Origin of the sequence: Shigella dysenteriae (genome assembly GCF_022354085.1) — a bacterium.
Classification (GTDB): Bacteria; Pseudomonadota; Gammaproteobacteria; order Enterobacterales; family Enterobacteriaceae; genus Escherichia; species Escherichia coli.
The window spans coordinates 5,002,862-5,022,994 of the sequence record NZ_CP055055.1 but is presented as its reverse complement, the minus strand read 5'-3'; the positions used below and the strand labels follow the sequence as shown (position 1 = coordinate 5,022,994).

The window sequence follows — 20,133 nt, the reverse complement described above, 5'->3', positions numbered from 1 at the left end:
CCATCCTGGTGGGTGGCGGCCTCCCTACGTTTAAAAATGGACTTATTATGAAAAATATTAATGCAATAATTTTATTATCTTCTCTGACCTCTGCCTCAGTATTCGCTGGCGCATACGTCGAAAACAGGGAGGCATATAATCTCGCCTCCGATCAGGGCGAGGTTATGCTACGTGTGGGTTATAACTTCGATATGGGCGCGGGTATTATGTTAACCAATACCTACACCTTTCAGCGAGAAGATGAACTAAAACATGGATATAACGAAATCGAAGGTTGGTATCCGTTATTTAAACCAACCGATAAATTAACCATCCAGCCCGGTGGCTTAATTAATGATAAGAGTATCGGTTCGGGTGGTGCAGTGTATCTGGACGTCAACTATAAATTTGTACCATGGTTTAATCTGACAGTACGAAATCGCTATAACCATAATAACTATAGTTCAACAGATTTGAGCGGGGAACTGGATAATAATGACACCTATGAAATTGGTACCTACTGGAATTTTAAAATCACCGATAAGTTCTCCTATACATTTGAGCCACATTATTTCATACGCGTAAATGACTTTAATAGCAGCAATGGAAAAGATCATCACTGGGAAATCACTAACACCTTCCGTTATCGCATTAATGAACACTGGCTGCCTTATTTCGAATTACGCTGGTTAGATCGTAATGTCGAACCGTACCACCGCGAGCAAAACCAGATTCGTATCGGGACGAAGTATTTCTTCTGATGTGAAACTGCCGGATGCGGCGTAAACGCCTTATCCGGCCTACGGTTGATACGGTTTTCGTTGGCCGGATTAAGCACATCCGGCCATTAATTAAGCTTCAGCCGCCAGCATCTCTTTCTTACGTTGGCTAATACGCTTAACCAGCATTACGGAAACCACCGCACCACAGAATGCGAAGCAGGCCATAATGCCAAACACGATTTTGTAGCCAATAATCCCCGGATTTAAATCCAGAATGTAGCCATACAGACTGAAGCAGAACATCGCCGGGGCGTAACCAATAAAGCTACCCAACGCCATCGCCGCGCCTGTTTTATTTTCAGCAATTTTTGCTTCGCCGATAGGTGCAAAAAATACGGCTCGCTGTGTAAATACTATCGCGCCAAAGCCCAGCGTACATGCCATCCCTAAATAGACCGGCATACTTTCGTGCGGCAGCATAATCAACAGTACGAGCGCAGCGGTACTGATGATAAAGGTGTAGCATAGATATTTACTCGGCGATTTCAGGATCTTATCTGAAATCATGCCACCAATCGGTCCACCAATCATTTTCAGACAGTATTGGTTAATGATGCCGTAAGCCCCCACCAGCGCAACGGGCAATAGATAGATGTTTTTCAGGAATGGAATGAAGAATGTCAGGCCACAGTAAACCGCGTAAACGAAGAAGACGTTGAAAGCGATAAGCCAGATGGTTTTGTCTCTCAGCACCGAGGTCATACTGGTGTTTTGCGATGCCCCGTCTTCTTTTTTCACCTCAACGGACGGTGCCTCTTCTTTGTCATTCAGGACAAAGAAAATAATAATGCCTACGGCAATCACAATAAGGGAATAGAACCAGATGCCTGCTTTAAAACCCAATAAGCCACTGCCAAACCAGGTAAATACTGCCAACGCAGAAAATGCCACCACGGTATCGACAATGCCACGTCCTGTTTCGAAGAAGCCAAACAACCGACCTTGTTGTTCGCTATTGCCCAATCGACTTACCGACTTGAGCAAGACCGGCCAGTTCATCATGTCGCAAGTAACGCCAAATAGCGCCCAGACAAAGAGGATGCCCCAATACCCCGGCATTGTCGTCAAATAAACACCCAGTAATCCTGTCGCAATGAGTGAGAATGACATGGTGTATCTGCGCGGTAGTTTATCGGCAAAATAAATAGACAGAAAAAAGCCCACTGTGGTGACAAATGAGTTTACCGACATGGCATTACCAATTTGACCATTGGTCAAATGGAAATATTCCTGCATCGGGATATAAAACGCATCTTTCAGCGACGGTAATTTATAAATTGTACCGCCACACAGTGTTAATAGACTAAATAACGCCCATTTCTTTTTCGTGAGCATAACATCCCCTAAGCGATTTTTAAAATCACTGTTTTAAAGGCAATAAGATACCGACCATTCATATGGAATGGTTTTATTAACTGCGTATGAGTTAAAACTTATTAATGGTTCAGAAGATGGTTTGCCTCTTGTTTGATTTGTTGTAGTACGTTACGCACATGATTTATCTGATTAATTGCATCTTCTTTTTCTTTACGTAACCGCGCATCCAGTAAATGATTTTCTGGTAGGGGTGTTTCACTCATCTGGCGATAAGGGATCCACGGATTATCATCTTCGTCTTCAAAGCGGAACGCCGGCGCATAGTAATCAACCTCTTCTTCCAGGCCATATGCCGTCACCTGCGGCTCATCATCACCCAGGCAGATAAGGTGCGTTAATAACGCTTTGAACGGCATATCACCCTGACCTGAAATACAGGCTTTATGACCCAGGCCACCCTGTTCTTTAACGATCAAGGCATCTTTAATATGGACCTGGGTAATATGCGGTGCCATCGTTTTTAAGGCGTCGATGGGATGCTCATTTGCATTGATCATGTTCGCAAAATCAAACAGTAAGGAAAGAGACTCCATCTCACTTTCTTTGACCAGCGACACCAACTCATGACTTTTTAAATCTTCATGCTGCTCGATCGTAAAAGTCAGGCCGCTGTCCTGATACGTTTCCCGTACATAGGCAATGTCGTTAGCGATAATCGATAATACGTCGCGCAAATTACCTTCATAACGTGGATAAAAACGTACGGACGATGCCCCAGTTTTCAACGCGATGGCGACGGCTTCGTCAATAGATGCCTTATCTGAGGCGCTGGTTTCAATATGAATATCAAGGTTCAGACGGCGGGCTTTATCCCCAAAGGCAGAGAGTTCTTTATCGTCCATATTACCAAGAGAAAAACGCTCGCCATCCAGAACATGGATTTTGACGCCACGTAGATTATTTTCACTTGCGATATCAAGTAAATCAGCAGGCAACACTCTTTCCAGCCGCATATTTAAATGAAAGGCATAAGCATGTAAATAAAGAGGAAGAGTGTCGACACGTTGTAGAATCTTTCTTGCGTTATTTATTGTCACCATAAAACACCTACAGATTAATGATGAGGTCTACGGCCTCAAATCGCCAATATTCAATATCTATCTGGACAATATTGCCTTGCTGGTCGGCGCGATGCTTTTCAATTAATATCGCTGGCATACCCGCAGAACCGCCAAGATACTTGCTGATATCGCCCGGCATTCTGACGGGTTTGAAAATCAATTTTTTTACTACCGTCTCTTTTTGGTAGCACTTTTCCCAGACTGCAGAAAATGAGTGGTTTTCAAGTTGTTCAATAAAACCCGGAGCAACTTCAGGATTAATATATGTTTCGTGATAGAAAACTTTATGTCCTTCCAGCGCCCCCCAGCCGGTGATGCGATAGAGTTCAGTTGATGGCGTCACTGCAATCAGTGGCGCGAGCGTCTCGGGAATATCGCTGGTACGGTTTTTCTCGGTAAACCCCCAGGAAGGCTCTCGCCCTTGCTCAATTGCGGCCCGCTGAAAGCTCGCCGACAGCTCCGGACTGTAATTAAATCGCGGCTGGGTCACGAACCACCCCTTACGATCCTTACGGAAGATTTTGGATTCTGCCTCGAGGTTCAACAACGCCTGGCGCAGCGTCATACGTTTAATGCCCAGCAGTTCTCCCAGCTCTCTTTCTGAAGGGAGTTTTCCACCCGGCGTGGTGATGCCATCTTTCAACCACCGATCCAGTTTCTCTTTTGCATTTTCTACGGTGGATTGATTCTCCGCCATTGTTTAATCCTTTTGGTTTAAACCAGATGAAGCATCTTACGCTTACGCCAAAAAAGAAAGCAATTAACGGTGTATGACTTTGCAGATAATTGTGACAAAGCTCTCTATTGACGTAATCACAGACTTATAAGGGAGATACTCGCATTGGTGTGCGCTCACGACAGGTAAAAAAAAACCTGCCATCGCTGGCAGGTTTTTTATGACTAAAAAACGAAATTAATCGTCTTTCGGTGCGCGGTTGGCGCGACGACGATCGTTTTCCGTCAGGTGACGTTTACGAATACGGATAGAGGTCGGAGTCACTTCTACCAGTTCGTCATCATCGATGAACTCCAGAGCTTGTTCCAGAGTCATGCGGATAGGCGGAACCAGAACAACGGCTTCGTCAGTACCGGAAGCACGCATGTTGGTCAGTTTCTTACCGGTCAGGCAGTTTACAGTCAGGTCGTTAGAGCGGCTGTGAATACCGATAATCTGACCTTCGTAAACTTCTGCACCGTGACCGAGGAACAGCTTACCGCGATCCTGCAAACCGAACAGCGCGAACGCGACCGCTTTACCCTGACCGTTAGAGATCAGTACGCCGTTCTGACGCTGACCCACTTCACCCGGACGCACGTCGTCGTAGTGGCTGAAGGTGGAGTACAGCAGACCCGTACCGGAAGTCATGGTCATGAACTCAGAACGGAAGCCAATCAGACCACGGCTTGGGATCACATAGTCGAGACGTACGCGGCCTTTACCGTCTGGATTCATGTTTTTCAGGTCGCCTTTACGTTCGCCCAGCGCCTGCATCACAGAACCCTGATGCTGTTCTTCAACGTCCAGCGTCACGTTTTCGTAAGGCTCTTGTTTACGACCGTCGATTTCACGGAAGATTACTTTCGGACGAGATACCGCCAGTTCGAAACCTTCACGACGCATGTTTTCGATAAGAACAGACAGGTGCAGTTCGCCACGACCAGAAACGCGGAACGCATCGGCGTCTTCGGTTTCTTCTACGCGCAGCGCAACGTTGTGTACCAGTTCTTTGTTCAGACGATCCAGGATCTGACGAGACGTTACGAACTTACCTTCTTTACCGCAGAACGGCGAGGTGTTAACGCAGAAGAACATAGAAACGGTCGGCTCATCAACGGAGAGTGCCGGCAGCGCTTCAACGTTTTGCGTGTCGCAAACGGTGTCAGAAATGTTCAGTTCGCCAAGACCCGTGATCGCCACGATATCGCCAGCTTCCGCCAGATCGGTTTCGATACGTTCCAGACCGAGGTGGCCCAGCACTTTACCGACTTTCGCGTTGCGGGTTTTGCCTTCGCTATCGATGATAGTAACCTGCTGGTTCGGCTTCACTTTACCGCGCTTGATGCGGCCAATGCCGATAACGCCAACATAGCTGTTGTAATCGAGCTGAGAAATCTGCATCTGGAACGGACCGTCAAGGTCAACGTCCGGCGCAGGAACGTGGTCAACAATCGCCTGGTACAGCGGGGTCATGTCTTCCGCCATATCTTCGTGGTCCAGACCCGCGATACCGTTCAGCGCAGAAGCGTAAACGATCGGGAAGTCCAGCTGCTCGTCGGTCGCGTCGAGGTTAACGAACAGATCGAATACCTGATCCACAACCCAATCAGGACGCGCGCCAGGGCGGTCAACTTTGTTGATAACAACAATCGGCTTCAGGCCGTAAGCAAACGCTTTTTTGGTTACGAAGCGCGTTTGCGGCATCGGGCCGTCAAATGCGTCAACCACCAGCAGCACTGAGTCTACCATGGACATTACACGTTCAACTTCACCACCGAAGTCGGCGTGCCCCGGGGTATCAACGATGTTAATACGGTAATCATTCCATTTGATAGCGGTGTTTTTCGCGAGGATGGTAATCCCACGCTCTTTCTCCAAATCGTTGGAGTCCATCACGCGCTCTTGGGTTTCGGCACGAGAGTCGAACGTACCGGATTGTTGGAGCAGCTTGTCTACCAGGGTGGTTTTACCATGGTCTACGTGCGCGATGATGGCGATATTACGCAATTTTTCGATCACAACTTTGCCTCAGGCATTAGAAATAGCGCGTTATTGTACACGGATTAATCGCACTACAAAACAGGATCACAAACATCCTCCGCAAACAAGTATTGCAGAGTCCCTTTGTGATCGCTTTCACGGAGCATAAAAAGGGTTATCCAAAGGTCATTGCACCAATATGGTGCTTAATGTTTCCATTGAAGCACTATATTGGTGCAACATTCACATCATGGTGCAGCCCTTTTGCACGATGTTAAGCATGATAACGCCTTTTAGGGACAATTTAAAAGTTGGCACAGTTTTCGCTTTATCTTTTTTACGGCGACACGGCCAAAATAATTGCAGATTTCGTTACCACGACGACAATGACCAATCCAGGAGAGTTAAAGTATGTCCGCTGAACACGTACTGACGATGCTGAACGAGCACGAAGTGAAGTTTGTTGATTTGCGCTTCACCGATACCAAAGGTAAAGAACAGCACGTCACTATCCCTGCTCATCAGGTGAATGCTGAATTCTTCGAAGAAGGCAAAATGTTTGACGGCTCCTCGATTGGCGGCTGGAAAGGCATTAACGAATCCGACATGGTGCTGATGCCAGACGCATCCACCGCAGTGATTGACCCGTTCTTCGCCGATTCTACCCTGATTATCCGTTGCGACATCCTTGAACCAGGCACCCTGCAAGGCTATGACCGTGACCCGCGCTCCATCGCGAAGCGCGCTGAAGATTACCTGCGTTCCACTGGCATTGCCGACACCGTACTGTTCGGACCAGAACCAGAATTTTTCCTGTTCGATGACATCCGTTTCGGATCATCTATCTCCGGTTCCCACGTTGCTATCGACGATATCGAAGGCGCATGGAACTCCTCCACCCAATATGAAGGTGGTAACAAAGGTCACCGTCCAGCAGTGAAAGGCGGTTACTTCCCGGTTCCGCCGGTAGACTCGGCTCAGGATATTCGTTCTGAAATGTGTCTGGTGATGGAACAGATGGGTCTGGTGGTTGAAGCCCATCACCACGAAGTAGCGACTGCTGGTCAGAACGAAGTGGCTACCCGCTTCAATACCATGACCAAAAAAGCTGACGAAATTCAGATCTACAAATATGTTGTGCACAACGTAGCGCACCGCTTCGGTAAAACCGCGACCTTTATGCCAAAACCGATGTTCGGTGATAACGGCTCCGGTATGCACTGCCACATGTCTCTGTCTAAAAACGGCGTTAACCTGTTCGCGGGCGACAAATACGCTGGTCTGTCTGAGCAGGCGCTGTACTACATTGGCGGCGTAATCAAACACGCGAAAGCGATTAACGCCCTGGCAAACCCGACCACCAACTCTTATAAGCGTCTGGTCCCGGGCTACGAAGCACCGGTAATGCTGGCTTACTCTGCACGTAACCGTTCTGCTTCTATCCGTATTCCAGTGGTTTCTTCTCCGAAAGCGCGTCGTATCGAAGTACGTTTCCCGGACCCGGCGGCTAACCCGTACCTGTGCTTTGCTGCCCTGCTGATGGCCGGTCTTGATGGTATCAAGAACAAGATCCATCCGGGCGAAGCTATGGACAAAAACCTGTATGACCTGCCGCCGGAAGAGGCGAAAGAGATCCCACAGGTTGCAGGCTCTCTGGAAGAAGCACTGAACGAACTGGATCTGGACCGTGAGTTCCTGAAAGCCGGTGGCGTGTTCACTGATGAAGCGATTGATGCGTACATCGCTCTGCGTCGCGAAGAAGATGACCGCGTGCGTATGACTCCGCATCCGGTAGAGTTTGAGCTGTACTACAGCGTCTAATAGTTGAAGTTGTACTACCCGGCGCAACAACGCCGGGATTTAGTTGCCGTGGAAACTTTCAGCCCATCTCTGCATGGGCTTTTTTCTCCGTCAATTCTCTGATGCTTCGCGCTTTTTATCCGTAAAAAGCTATAATGCACTAAAATGGTGCAACCTGTTCAGGAGACTGCTTTATGGCAACAGGCACGCAGCCCGATGCTGGGCAGATCCTCAACTCGCTGATTAACAGTATTTTGTTAATCGATGACAACCTGGCGATCCATTACGCCAACCCCGCCGCGCAACAACTGCTCGCCCAAAGCTCCCGCAAATTGTTTGGTACGCCGTTACCGGAACTGTTGAGCTACTTCTCATTAAATATCGAGCTGATGCAAGAAAGTCTGGAGGCGGGGCAAGGTTTTACCGATAACGAAGTGACGCTGGTCATCGACGGGCGCTCGCATATCCTTTCTGTGACGGCCCAGCGTATGCCGGACGGCATGATCCTGCTGGAGATGGCGCCGATGGATAACCAGCGCCGCTTAAGCCAGGAACAGCTACAACATGCTCAACAAGTTGCTGCCCGTGATTTAGTGCGTGGCCTGGCACATGAGATTAAAAATCCGCTTGGCGGTTTACGTGGCGCGGCGCAGCTACTCAGCAAAGCATTACCTGACCCGTCACTACTGGAATATACCAAAGTGATTATCGAACAGGCGGACCGGCTGCGAAATCTGGTCGACCGTCTGTTGGGGCCGCAGCTGCCCGGTACGCGTGTTACCGAAAGTATTCACAAAGTAGCTGAACGCGTGGTAACGCTGGTGTCGATGGAACTGCCGGACAACGTGCGGTTGATTCGTGATTACGATCCCAGCCTGCCGGAACTGGCGCACGACCCGGATCAAATTGAACAGGTCTTGCTGAATATTGTGCGCAATGCGCTACAGGCGCTGGGGCCGGAAGGCGGTGAAATCATTCTGCGTACCCGCACCGCGTTTCAACTGACCTTACACGGCGAACGCTATCGGCTGGCGGCGCGGATTGATGTGGAAGATAACGGGCCAGGCATTCCGCCTCATTTGCAGGATACGCTGTTTTACCCGATGGTCAGCGGCCGCGAAGGTGGCACCGGGCTTGGCTTATCCATCGCTCGTAATTTGATTGATCAGCATTCAGGCAAAATTGAATTTACCAGTTGGCCAGGGCATACCGAGTTCTCGGTTTACCTGCCTATCAGGAAATAAAGGTGACGTTTATGCAACGAGGGATAGTCTGGGTAGTCGATGACGATAGTTCCATCCGTTGGGTGCTTGAACGTGCGCTCGCTGGAGCGGGTTTAACCTGTACGACATTTGAGAACGGCGCGGAGGTACTGGAGGCGCTGGCGAGCAAAACGCCGGATGTGCTGCTTTCAGATATCCGTATGCCGGGAATGGACGGGCTGGCGCTGCTCAAGCAGATTAAACAGCGCCATCCGATGCTTCCGGTCATCATTATGACCGCACATTCCGATCTGGATGCTGCCGTCAGCGCCTATCAACAAGGGGCGTTCGATTATCTGCCCAAACCGTTTGATATCGACGAAGCCGTGGCGCTGGTTGAGCGCGCCATCAGTCATTACCAGGAACAGCAGCAGCCGCGTAATGTTCAGCTTAACGGCCCAACGACCGATATCATCGGCGAAGCGCCAGCCATGCAGGACGTGTTCCGTATTATCGGTCGGCTTTCGCGTTCTTCTATTAGCGTGCTGATTAACGGCGAATCCGGCACCGGTAAAGAACTGGTCGCTCATGCCCTGCATCGCCACAGTCCGCGCGCCAAAGCGCCGTTTATCGCGCTGAATATGGCAGCTATCCCAAAAGATTTGATCGAATCAGAACTGTTTGGCCACGAGAAAGGCGCGTTTACTGGCGCGAATACCATTCGTCAGGGGCGTTTTGAACAGGCCGATGGCGGTACATTATTCCTCGACGAAATTGGTGATATGCCGCTGGATGTGCAGACGCGTTTGCTGCGCGTGCTGGCAGACGGTCAGTTTTACCGCGTTGGCGGCTATGCGCCGGTGAAAGTGGATGTGCGGATTATCGCTGCCACTCACCAGAATCTCGAACAGCGAGTGCAGGAAGGTAAGTTCCGTGAGGATCTGTTCCACCGCCTGAACGTTATCCGCGTTCATCTGCCGCCGCTGCGCGAACGTCGGGAAGATATTCCCCGTCTGGCGCGCCATTTTTTACAGGTTGCCGCGCGCGAACTGGGCGTAGAAGCGAAGTTACTGCATCCGGAAACCGAAGCTGCTCTGACGCGTCTGGCGTGGCCAGGCAACGTGCGCCAGCTGGAAAACACCTGCCGCTGGCTAACGGTGATGGCCGCCGGGCAGGAAGTGTTGATTCAGGATTTGCCCGGCGAACTGTTTGAATCAACGGTTGCGGAGAGTACTTCGCAAATGCAACCGGACAGCTGGGCGACGCTTCTTGCGCAGTGGGCAGACAGAGCGCTGCGTTCCGGTCATCAAAATCTGCTTTCCGAAGCGCAGCCAGAGCTGGAGCGGACGTTACTGACGACCGCGTTGCGACATACGCAGGGGCATAAACAGGAAGCGGCGCGGCTACTCGGCTGGGGCCGCAACACCCTGACGCGTAAGTTAAAAGAGCTGGGGATGGAGTGATTCACAGCTTGTGTGTAAAGATTGATTATTGAGCGCAAATTGCTGGTATTTTACGCTTTACTGTTCCGATAAGTTCAGTATGATCTTGCCCGGAAAACGGGGAGAGTCATTATGCTGGAATCAATAATTAATCTGGTATCGGGTGGCGCAGTTGACAGCCACACACCGCAAACTGCCGTTGCTGCCGTGCTGTGTGCCGCAATGATTGGGCTGTTTAGTTGAGTTTCAGATTGCTGATGAAGTGCTCTTTGTTCATGCCGGATGCGGCGTGAACGCCTTATCCGGCCTACAAAAGCAATATTTTCAACAGGTTTTGTAGGCCTGATAAGCGTAGCGCATCAGGCAATCTTGTTCTCAGCACATTGATGGCGCTTTCGTTTTCTACTTTGTAAACGAAGCGCCATTCACTATTTAAATCACCCGTGAGAACTGCTGCATCCGCGCTTTCTGGCGCAGATAGGTATCAAAGCACATGCAAATGTTGCGGATCAGCAAGCGACCTTTCGCCGTCACCTGTATTCCCTTCTCATCCACATCCACCAGCCCATCTTTTGCTAACGGGGCGAGCAGCTTGAGATCTTCCGCAAAGTAATCAGCGAAGTGCAAATCCCACTGTTTCTCAATAGGGGCGTAATCCAGACGGAAGTTGCAGATGAGCGACTTAATCACATCGCGGCGAATACAGTCATCACGCGTTAGCGCAATACCACGCCACAGCGCATTGCCTTGTTCATCCACTTGCTGATAGTACTGCTTCAACTCTTTCTGGTTCTGCGCGTAGCAGTCGCCAATCATGCTGATGGCGGAAACGCCCATCCCCAGCAGATCGGTATCGCCCTGAGTGGTGTAGCCCTGGAAGTTACGATGCAGCACGCCTTCACGCTGGGCCACCGCCAGCTCGTCATCCGGACGGGCAAAGTGATCCATACCGATAAACTGATAGCCCGATTGCGTCAGGAAGGCGATGGTTTCCTGCAGGATATCGAGTTTTTGCTGCGGACTCGGCAGGTCAGCATCTTTGATTTTGCGCTGAGCAGCAAAAATGGTCGGCAGATGCGCGTAGTTAAAGACACTCAGACGATCGGGGTTCAGCTCCGCCACACGTTTCAGGGTAAAGGCGAAACTCTCCGGCGTCTGTTTCGGCAGGCCGTAAATCAGGTCGATGTTGGTGGAGGTAAAACCAATCTCACGCGCATGGTTAAGCAGTGCAAAGATGAACTCTTCATCCTGCTCGCGGTTAACCAGACGTTGCACTTCTTTGTTGAAGTCCTGCACGCCCATGCTCAGGCGATTAAAGCCTTCGGCGCGTAAATGATCGAGTACATCCAGTTCGATTTCCCGCGGATCGACTTCGATCGAAATCTCCGCATCGGCATTGAACTGGAAGTTTTCGCGCAGCAGCTTCATCAGGCGGCTGATTTGCGCTTTATTCAGATACGTCGGCGTTCCGCCGCCCCAGTGCAATTGGCTGACGTGACGCCCGGCGAACAGCGGTGCACGATGGACGATTTCTTGCTCCAGCGCGTCCAGATACTGATCGGCCTTGTGCTGCTGGCGAGTAACAATCTTATTGCAACCGCAGAAGTAACAAAGCTTATGGCAGAACGGGATATGTACGTAGAGAGATAATGGACGCTCAGGATAGCGCGCCACGGCTTGTAAAAACGCCTGTTCGCCGAAGTCTTCTGAAAACTCCAGCGCGGTCGGGTACGAGGTGTATCGTGGCCCGGAATAGTTATATTTCTGGATCAGGGCCAGATCCCAGTCGATTTGCTGTACAGACATGCTCACTCCTTCCGATGGCGTCTCTGGCGGCTACGGCGTACCGGCGGATGCCCGTTTCGGGTCATCAGCCGGTTGCGCAGCCACTTTTGTCGCCGCGACAACCGCTGTAGTTTAACGAATAACCACACCAGATAACATATAACCGGAAGGGTTATCAGCAGAACGGGAAGGCCCACGGCGGCAATCCGTTAGTTGCCCCGCAGCAGACGCATCATGTCTTCTTGCTTCTCGTCTTCTTCCTCTTCTTCGTCATCGTCATAAGAGAGGCCGAGTTTCTGCATCAACTCATCAATACGATCCAGTTTAGCATCCACCCAGGATTGCTCTTCGGCACTCAGGGTTTCGCCTGCTTCCAGACGTTCCAGCAGCGCATCCAGACGCTCATCCGTTTCCAGTAATTCCAACTCCGCCTGCGGTGAAAGCATAGGTTTCTCACTCTTCGGTTTGTGCTGTTTGGTGACTTTTTCAGTCACGCCCAATGGAATAGGGGTTTTACTGCCAATACGTGGATCTTTTGGTGCGTTCTGGCCTTTGCTGCCTGACGTGGTGTTTCCGCCCGCTGCGCGGCTGCCCGGCGCATGACCACGACGTTTTTTCTGACGCTTGCGATCACGAGCTTCCTGATCCAGCTCCTCGCGTGTTTTTCGACGCGCTTTTGCATGACCTTTGCTGCGTGAGTTTGAAGATGATGGTTTCATAATGGTTCGTCTTTTAGCCGTTTTATTCAGTATAGATTTGCGGCGGAATCTAACAGAAAGCAAGCAAAGAAAAAAGGCGACAGATTACTCTGTCGCCTTTTTTCCTGACTCATAACCCTTAACGGGTCTTACAATCCTTGCAGGCCGCCAACACACCCTGTTTTTCCTTTAGCCGGAACAATCCGTGTTGATTCCATTTCCGTTTAATTACGTCTCCGGACGTTTGTCTTCCTGACAATCCTCTGTCTTCGCCTCCTGGCGCTCCTGACCCTCATCCTGAGTCATTGTTCCTGTTAGCGTCCTCGCTCTATGGGTGCTACTTTACGCCTTTGCTTTAAACAAACAATCAACCGCCATCAGTATTTGCACATTTTCAGAGTTTTATATAAAAGCAATTCACTGATTTATATAGCTTATTTGACATGCATCGCAGAATTTTCTCTGCTATTTCGCATAAAGACTATCGGCAATGTCTCACAAAGCGTATGGCTTTTACTTACAACGCTCACGCCGAAAAATCCGCCTTTTATTATGGTTCAGGTATAATCGCCACAAAGCTTTGACTGACGGAGACGACCGCTTTGACTAATTTGAATTATCAACAGACGCATTTTGTGATGAGTGCGCCTGATATTCGCCACCTACCTTCCGATACCGGAATTGAAGTGGCTTTTGCAGGCCGTTCCAACGCAGGTAAATCCAGCGCGCTGAACACGCTGACTAACCAGAAAAGCCTGGCTCGTACCTCAAAAACCCCAGGGCGCACCCAGCTTATCAACCTGTTTGAAGTGGCTGACGGCAAGCGTCTGGTTGACTTGCCTGGGTACGGTTATGCGGAAGTCCCGGAAGAGATGAAGCGCAAATGGCAGCGTGCGCTCGGCGAATACCTCGAAAAACGTCAGAGCCTGCAAGGTCTGGTGGTGCTAATGGATATTCGCCATCCGCTGAAAGATTTGGATCAGCAGATGATTGAGTGGGCGGTAGACAGCAATATCGCCGTTCTGGTGCTGCTGACCAAAGCGGACAAACTGGCAAGCGGCGCACGTAAAGCGCAATTGAATATGGTGCGTGAAGCTGTACTGGCGTTTAACGGTGATGTGCAGGTTGAAACGTTTTCTTCGTTGAAGAAACAAGGCGTGGACAAGCTGCGGCAGAAACTGGATACCTGGTTTAGCGAGATGCAGCCTGTAGAAGAAACGCAGGACGGCGAATAATTTTCTTGCCTTAATGCTTGTGCCGGATGTGGCGTATCCGGCCCGTAAATTCAATAGATTACAATTCTACCGTTGGCCTGATAAACATAGCGCATCAGGCATTACGGATCTTTTCTTTCGCCCAATAAAAAACGCCCCAGTCATTACTGACTGGGGCGGCTAAAATATTCAGCCAAATCCGATTACGTGAAGTAAAAGGTCTGAAAGATAGAACATCTTACCTCTGTACCCTACGCGACTAACTTTACTCTTTTTTGTTCAGTTCAGAAAGCACTTTTTGTAATTTTTTTTCAGTTGTTGCATAGGAATTTCTAATAGCCATCACAAAACGTGACAGCTTATGTTGCTTACTTACGAAAAAAGGGCATGTTCAGGCGAATCTTAGTGCGCCTGATCCCAGTTTTCGCCACTCCCCACTTCCACCAGCAACGGCACATCCAGACGGGTACAGTTTTCCATCAGTTGATGAATCTGCTTCGCGACGGCATCAACATCATCTTTATGAACTTCAAATACCAGTTCATCGTGTACCTGCATGATCATACGTACACGCGGTTGCTCAGCCTGTAACCACGCATCAACGGCAATCATCGCCCGTTTGATAATGTCGGCGGCGGTTCCCTGCATTGGCGCGTTAATGGCTGCACGTTCAGCCGCTGCACGACGAGCACCATTGCTGGATTTGATATCCGGCAGATACAGACGGCGTCCGTCCAGCGTTTCAACGTAGCCCTGCTCTTTCGCCTGAGCACGGGTGCGTTCCATATACTCCAGCACGCCAGGGTAGCGTTCGAAGTAAAGGTCCATGTACTTCTGCGCTTCTTTACGTGGAATGTTCAATTGCCGCGCCAGACCGAAAGCACTCATGCCATAAATCAGACCAAAGTTGATCGCTTTCGCGCTACGGCGTTGCTCGCTGGTGACGGTTTCCAGTGGCAAACCAAACACTTCTGCCGCCGTTGCCCGGTGGATATCTTTTCCTTCCGCGAATGCGGTCAGCAAGCCTTTGTCACGCGAGAGATGCGCCATAATGCGCAGTTCAATCTGCGAGTAGTCCGCTGAGACAATCACATAATCCTCTGGCGCAATAAACGCCTGGCGGATACGACGACCTTCTTCATTACGCACCGGAATGTTTTGCAGGTTAGGATCGGTTGACGATAAACGTCCCGTTGCAGTTACTGCCTGGTGATAAGAGGTATGCACACGCCCGGTTTTCGGGTTGATCATCAGCGGCAGCTTGTCGGTGTAAGTCGACTTTAGCTTCGCCAGACCACGATACTCCAGAATCACTTTTGGCAACGGATAGTCCAGCGCCAGTTCTTCCAGTACCTCTTCCGACGTTGACGGCGCGCCACCCGGCGTTTTCTTCAGCGGTTTAATGCCCTGTTTTTCAAACAGAATGGTTTGTAACTGCTTGGTGGAAGAAAGGTTAAATTCCTCACCTGCAATTTCATGCGCTTTCTTTTCCAGCTCAGCCAGACGAAGGGTGAGCTCTTCAGAATGATTGTGCAGCACTTTCGGATCGATCTTCACACCGTTACGTTCAATGCGTGAAAGCACCGGCACCAGCGGCATTTCGATATTCTCGAAGACGTTCAACGGCCCTTTGTGTTTTTGCAGATCTGGCCACATTTTCAGATGCAACTGCAAGGTGACATCTGCATCTTCGGCGGCGTAACGTCCGGCTTCTTCGAGGGCAATCTGGTTAAAGGTCAGTTGATTTTTGCCTTTACCAGCAATCTCTTCAAAAGTGATGGTTTTGTGCTTCAACCAACGTTCCGCGAGGCTGTCCATATCGTGACGCCCGGCAACGCTATTGAGAATGTAGGACTCCAGCATGGTATCAAACGCAATCCCACGCAGTTCAATGCCGTAGTTCGCCAGAATACCGCGATCGTATTTCAGGTTTTGCCCGACCTTCAGCGCCTTTTCATCTTCCAGCAGCGGTTTTAGCAACTCGAGTGCACGCTCGCGAGAGATTTGATCGGGCGCATCAAGATAATCATGAGCAACCGGAATATATGCCGCTACGCCTGGCTCGATAGCAAAAGAAAGCCCGACCAGGTTAGCAGAGATGTTATCAAGGCTGTCGGTTTCGGTATCAAATGCAAATACCGGCGCTTTTTCCAGCTTCGCAATCCACGCTTTCAGTGTTTCTTCATCAAGGATGGTGACGTAGTTGTCATAAGAAATCACCGTTGCCGTCACTTCTGGCGCTTCGTCTGCAACACTGGTTTCCTGCGGCTTCGCGGCTGGTTTTGCCCCTTTGGCCTGTAACCATTTGCCCGCTTCGACATCAGCAGTCCAGCGTTTGAACTCATACTTTTTGAACAGCCCCAACAACTCTTCCGCTGCCGGTTGCTGCACTTCCAGTTGTTCACAGGTCAGCTCCAGTTCAACGTCGGTTTTAATCGTCGCCAGCTGGTATGAGAGATAAGCAACTTCTTTGTTTTGCTCGAGCTTCGCTGCCATTGTTTTCGCGCCACGGAAGCTCAACCCAGCAATTTTTTCTGGCTCGGCATACAGCGTATCCAGCCCGCCAAGACCTTGCAGCAATGCCTGCGCGGTTTTTTCACCGACGCCCGGTACGCCAGGAATGTTATCAGAGGAGTCACCCATCAGCGCCAGGAAATCGATGATCAGTTCTGGCGGCACGCCGTACTTATTCACCACCTCTTCCGGTCCGAGGATGGTATTCGTCATGGTATTGATAAGCGTAATATTTGGCGTCACCAGCTGCGCCATATCTTTATCGCCAGTGCTGATCAGCACCGGACGCCCGGCTTTTTCGGCTTCGCGCGCCAGAGTACCGATAACGTCGTCCGCTTCTACGCCAGAAACCGCCAGCAGCGGCAGTCCCATCGCTTTAACCATCGCGTGCAAGGGTTCGATTTGTGCTCGCAGATCGTCCGGCATTGGCGGGCGATGTGATTTGTAATGTTCAAACAGTTCATCACGAAAGGTTTTTCCCTTGGCGTCAAAGACCACCGCTGCATGCGTCGGTTTATATTGCATGATCAGACTGCGCAGCATGTTGAGGACACCATACATCGCACCGGTCGGCTCGCCTGCGCTGTTAGTCAGCGGGGGAAACGCGTGATATGCGCGATAAAGATAAGATGAACCATCTACAAGGATAAGTGGATTTTGGGGGATCTGAACCATAATGTCCGTGCCTGTTTATCAGATTATGGGTAAAGGATGCCACAGACAGGATAAAAACATGAGTTTTTCACCGCTTTTCGTGAAAATCTTTTGTAGATCTTCTGGATCGCTCGCAAATCGTCATGTGGATAACTTTGTGCATAAATTATTTACATCGCTTTTAATTTATTATCATGCTTTTTACAGCATGATGTTTGTCTTTGTTTTTCATGCAGTTAAAAATAAAGCCATCCCTAATAATTGAGATAATGGGATTTTTTCTAATGTGGATAGATATGAATTATTTTTCTCCTTAAGGATCATCCGTTATTTGGGTCGTTTTCTGCTAAAATCTGCGCCTTGCGCTTCTTTAGCGCACTGTCTATGGCTAACCTTTTGAATAAATTCATTATGACGAGAATACTCGCTGCGATAACCCTTTTGCTGAGTATCGTATTGACCATTTTGGTCACTATTTTTTGTTCCGTCCCGATCATCATTGCCGGGATTGTAAAACTATTGCTACCTGTGCCAGTCATTTGGCGAAAGGTTTCGCGTTTTTGTGATTTTATGATGTATTGCTGGTGTGAAGGTCTGGCGGTATTACTGCATCTGAACCCACACCTGCAATGGGAAGTTCACGGGCTGGAAGGGTTAAGTAAGAAGAACTGGTATCTGCTTATTTGTAACCACCGTAGTTGGGCAGATATTGTCGTACTGTGCGTGCTGTTTCGTAAGCACATTCCGATGAATAAATATTTCCTCAAGCAACAGCTGGCCTGGGTGCCATTTCTTGGCCTGGCGTGCTGGGCGCTGGATATGCCGTTTATGAAGCGTTATTCCCGCGCTTATTTATTACGTCATCCGGAGCGACGTGGTAAAGATGTTGAAACCACTCGGCGTTCTTGTGAAAAGTTTCGCCTGCATCCCACCACCATTGTCAATTTCGTTGAAGGCTCCCGTTTCACGCAAGAAAAACATCAGCAAACCCACTCCACTTTTCAAAACTTGTTGCCACCAAAGGCGGCAGGCATTGCGATGGCGCTAAATGTACTGGGTAAACAATTCGATAAACTGCTTAATGTTACGCTGTGTTATCCGGACAATAACCGTCAGCCGTTCTTCGATATGTTAAGCGGTAAACTGACGCGGATTGTCGTACATGTGGATTTACAGCCTATTGCCGATGAGTTACATGGCGACTACATCAATGACAAAAGCTTTAAGCGCCATTTTCAGCAATGGCTGAACTCACTGTGGCAGGAAAAAGACCGGCTTCTGACGTCTCTCATGTCATCACAGCGTCAGAATAAGTAAGTTTTACTCGCCTCTGAATGAGCAGAGGCGAGTGAGTATTTTAATGAACAAAACGTCCGGCACGAGACATAAATTCTTCTTCGCTCATCTCCTGTCCGTTAAAAACAACTTTACCCGGTGTATAACGCAGCTGCAGCGAGGCGGTATTGTTGTCAATCGTGATTAACTGAAACATCTGACCTAATGTCATCATCCCGCTGATTTGTTTATCAGCCTGCTTTTGCGCTTTTTCCGCATCCATTCCTTCAGATAAATTAAGCTGTTTTGCGGTTTCTGTGACGACATTAAGCGGTAACTTCACATCAAAATTGAGCGATTTGATATCTTTGTTTGTGGATGATGAAGATTTGGCTGGGTCGGCAATACTGATATCCAGATTGGCATTTAGTTCGCCGAGTGCGTTCTTCCATCTTACCGGTTGTTTAATGGTCGGCTCACTTTGTTGTAATAACGGTAAATACTCTTTGAACAATGCAGCATTCACTTCTTGCAGAGCAACTTCATCGTTTGCTAACTCAGGGTGTGCAGCAAGCTGCTTATGCATCGCAATGTTATACTGGATGATAAATTGGCGCACTGCTGAGGGATCAATAGATTCAGCAATCAATGACCACTCACCACTACCGAGTTGCTGATTCCCTTTTGTTAACTTATCAAGTTCGTAGGTCAGATTGACATTGATATAATCTTTGTCTTTAACGCGATCCAGCCTGGTTTTTGCAACGAAAGCATCGATTTGGGCAACGTCTTCCCCGTGATTGATAATGTTAATCTGATTAAATTTCGACTCGCTTTCACCAACCGGAAATTTCTTTTCTTCTAATCGCGCCAGAGAATCAATGGTAAAACTTTTTGCCGTTACTTTGTTCATTGGTGATAATTGCAGAACAATACCTTCGACTTTGCCTTCAATATCCAGGTTAGACAATGAACTACCATCACCATTAAAAGTAAACTGGCCCTCACCAAAAGAAAACTTTCCATACTCTGCAGGGGCAACATCTAATGTCGTAGAGAATGAGCCACCAAACGCGAATCGCAATGTCGCTTCCACGGGCGATTTATTTTTCGCGGCGATAAATAGCGGTTGTGTCAGTTCATTATTCACTAAGTTCACTTTTGCCGCTGCCAGTGCTGGGATGACATTACCATGCATTAACATTGTGATGGGCAACGGACCGTGCTCAACATCCACATCAAATACAACTTTCTGGCCTGGCTTGATATTGAGATCAGGTGCACCGTTATCGAATGTCATTTGCATTTGAAAACGGGAATTAAAAAAGCCTTTGTCAAAATTTTGATAACTTAACGTCATATCGTAGGCATGTTCACCTTTCTTTTTAGCATCGTTAAAATCTTTAATAAATTTTTCGACACCAGGCTGAATTTGCGTACCTGTGTACCATGTGCCACCACCCCAGATTACGGCTAACGCAACAATAACACCTGTAGCTGACTTACGTATCATATAAATATTCCCTGATAAAACAGCAAAACTTTGAATATCCACTTATGCTGAAATAATGTCCAGCGGCAGGATGCATTATCAGAATGTATTTATATTTATTAAATAATAAAAAAAGCCCGTGAATATTCACGGGCCTTAT

16 protein-coding genes and 1 pseudogene are annotated in these 20,133 nt (G+C 48.9%); 7 read left to right on the top strand and 10 right to left on the bottom strand.

Annotated elements, in window-relative coordinates; all coding sequences use genetic code 11:
- The first annotated feature begins 47 nt into the window (after positions 1-47).
- Positions 48-740, top strand: coding sequence for a porin OmpL (gene ompL / locus HUZ68_RS23950; protein WP_001301275.1), 693 nt, complete (start codon positions 48-50; stop codon positions 738-740).
- A 90-nt stretch (positions 741-830) separates the two neighbouring features.
- Here the strand turns inward: ompL and HUZ68_RS23945 are convergent, their stop codons facing one another.
- The 4 genes from HUZ68_RS23945 to typA form a co-directional block, all read right to left on the bottom strand.
- Entirely contained in the window at positions 831-2,096 is a 1,266-nt protein-coding gene (locus tag HUZ68_RS23945; RefSeq protein ID WP_000956320.1) for an MFS transporter, read from the bottom strand.
- 101 nt (positions 2,097-2,197) lie between these two features.
- Entirely contained in the window at positions 2,198-3,178 is a 981-nt protein-coding gene (locus HUZ68_RS23940; protein WP_000256399.1) for a sugar phosphate isomerase/epimerase family protein, read from the bottom strand.
- Between the two features lie 7 nt (positions 3,179-3,185).
- Positions 3,186-3,896: a GntR family transcriptional regulator gene (locus tag HUZ68_RS23935; RefSeq protein ID WP_000829798.1), complete on the bottom strand. Its 711-nt coding sequence runs from the start codon at positions 3,894-3,896 to the stop codon at positions 3,186-3,188.
- A 216-nt stretch (positions 3,897-4,112) separates the two neighbouring features.
- Positions 4,113-5,936, bottom strand: a complete 1,824-nt coding sequence (typA, locus tag HUZ68_RS23930) for a ribosome-dependent GTPase TypA (RefSeq protein ID WP_000570668.1) — start codon at positions 5,934-5,936, stop codon at positions 4,113-4,115.
- A 372-nt stretch (positions 5,937-6,308) separates the two neighbouring features.
- Between typA and glnA the strand changes: the two genes are divergently transcribed.
- The 4 genes from glnA to HUZ68_RS23910 all read left to right on the top strand — a co-directional run bounded on the left by glnA (position 6,309) and on the right by HUZ68_RS23910 (position 10,584).
- Positions 6,309-7,718: a glutamate--ammonia ligase gene (gene glnA / locus HUZ68_RS23925; RefSeq protein ID WP_001271717.1), complete on the top strand. Its 1,410-nt coding sequence runs from the start codon at positions 6,309-6,311 to the stop codon at positions 7,716-7,718.
- Positions 7,719-7,891: 173 nt separating this feature from the next.
- A complete protein-coding gene (gene glnL, locus HUZ68_RS23920; RefSeq protein ID WP_000190577.1) occupies positions 7,892-8,941 on the top strand; it encodes a nitrogen regulation protein NR(II) in 1,050 nt (349 codons plus the stop codon).
- 11 nt (positions 8,942-8,952) lie between these two features.
- Positions 8,953-10,362, top strand: coding sequence for a nitrogen regulation protein NR(I) (gene glnG, locus HUZ68_RS23915; protein ID WP_001188777.1), 1,410 nt, complete (start codon positions 8,953-8,955; stop codon positions 10,360-10,362).
- A gap of 111 nt (positions 10,363-10,473) precedes the next feature.
- Positions 10,474-10,584: a YshB family small membrane protein gene (locus HUZ68_RS23910; RefSeq protein ID WP_239593988.1), complete on the top strand. Its 111-nt coding sequence runs from the start codon at positions 10,474-10,476 to the stop codon at positions 10,582-10,584.
- Between the two features lie 189 nt (positions 10,585-10,773).
- Here the strand turns inward: HUZ68_RS23910 and hemN are convergent, their stop codons facing one another.
- From hemN to HUZ68_RS23895, 3 genes and pseudogenes are all read right to left on the bottom strand, one after another.
- Complete coding sequence (gene hemN / locus HUZ68_RS23905) at positions 10,774-12,147, bottom strand: oxygen-independent coproporphyrinogen III oxidase (protein WP_000116090.1); 1,374 nt, start codon at positions 12,145-12,147, stop codon at positions 10,774-10,776.
- A gap of 188 nt (positions 12,148-12,335) precedes the next feature.
- Complete coding sequence (gene yihI, locus HUZ68_RS23900) at positions 12,336-12,845, bottom strand: Der GTPase-activating protein YihI (protein WP_001295266.1); 510 nt, start codon at positions 12,843-12,845, stop codon at positions 12,336-12,338.
- A gap of 118 nt (positions 12,846-12,963) precedes the next feature.
- A pseudogene (locus HUZ68_RS23895) lies at positions 12,964-13,130 on the bottom strand (hypothetical protein).
- Between the two features lie 296 nt (positions 13,131-13,426).
- On the opposite strand from HUZ68_RS23895, the gene yihA reads away from it, so the two are divergent.
- Complete coding sequence (gene yihA, locus HUZ68_RS23890; protein WP_000183349.1) at positions 13,427-14,059, top strand: ribosome biogenesis GTP-binding protein YihA/YsxC; 633 nt, start codon at positions 13,427-13,429, stop codon at positions 14,057-14,059.
- 168 nt (positions 14,060-14,227) lie between these two features.
- On the opposite strand, the gene spfP is transcribed toward yihA, so the two are convergent.
- Both spfP and polA read right to left on the bottom strand, forming a co-directional pair.
- Positions 14,228-14,275: a small protein SpfP gene (gene spfP, locus HUZ68_RS25185; protein WP_071892919.1), complete on the bottom strand. Its 48-nt coding sequence runs from the start codon at positions 14,273-14,275 to the stop codon at positions 14,228-14,230.
- Between the two features lie 165 nt (positions 14,276-14,440).
- Positions 14,441-17,227, bottom strand: coding sequence for a DNA polymerase I (gene polA, locus HUZ68_RS23885; RefSeq protein WP_000250006.1), 2,787 nt, complete (start codon positions 17,225-17,227; stop codon positions 14,441-14,443).
- A 363-nt stretch (positions 17,228-17,590) separates the two neighbouring features.
- Between polA and HUZ68_RS23880 the strand changes: the two genes are divergently transcribed.
- Complete coding sequence (locus tag HUZ68_RS23880) at positions 17,591-18,523, top strand: acyltransferase (protein ID WP_001313432.1); 933 nt, start codon at positions 17,591-17,593, stop codon at positions 18,521-18,523.
- A 40-nt stretch (positions 18,524-18,563) separates the two neighbouring features.
- Here the strand turns inward: HUZ68_RS23880 and HUZ68_RS23875 are convergent, their stop codons facing one another.
- Positions 18,564-19,994, bottom strand: a complete 1,431-nt coding sequence (locus tag HUZ68_RS23875) for a YdgA family protein (RefSeq protein WP_187208280.1) — start codon at positions 19,992-19,994, stop codon at positions 18,564-18,566.
- Between the last annotated feature and the right edge of the window lie 139 nt (positions 19,995-20,133).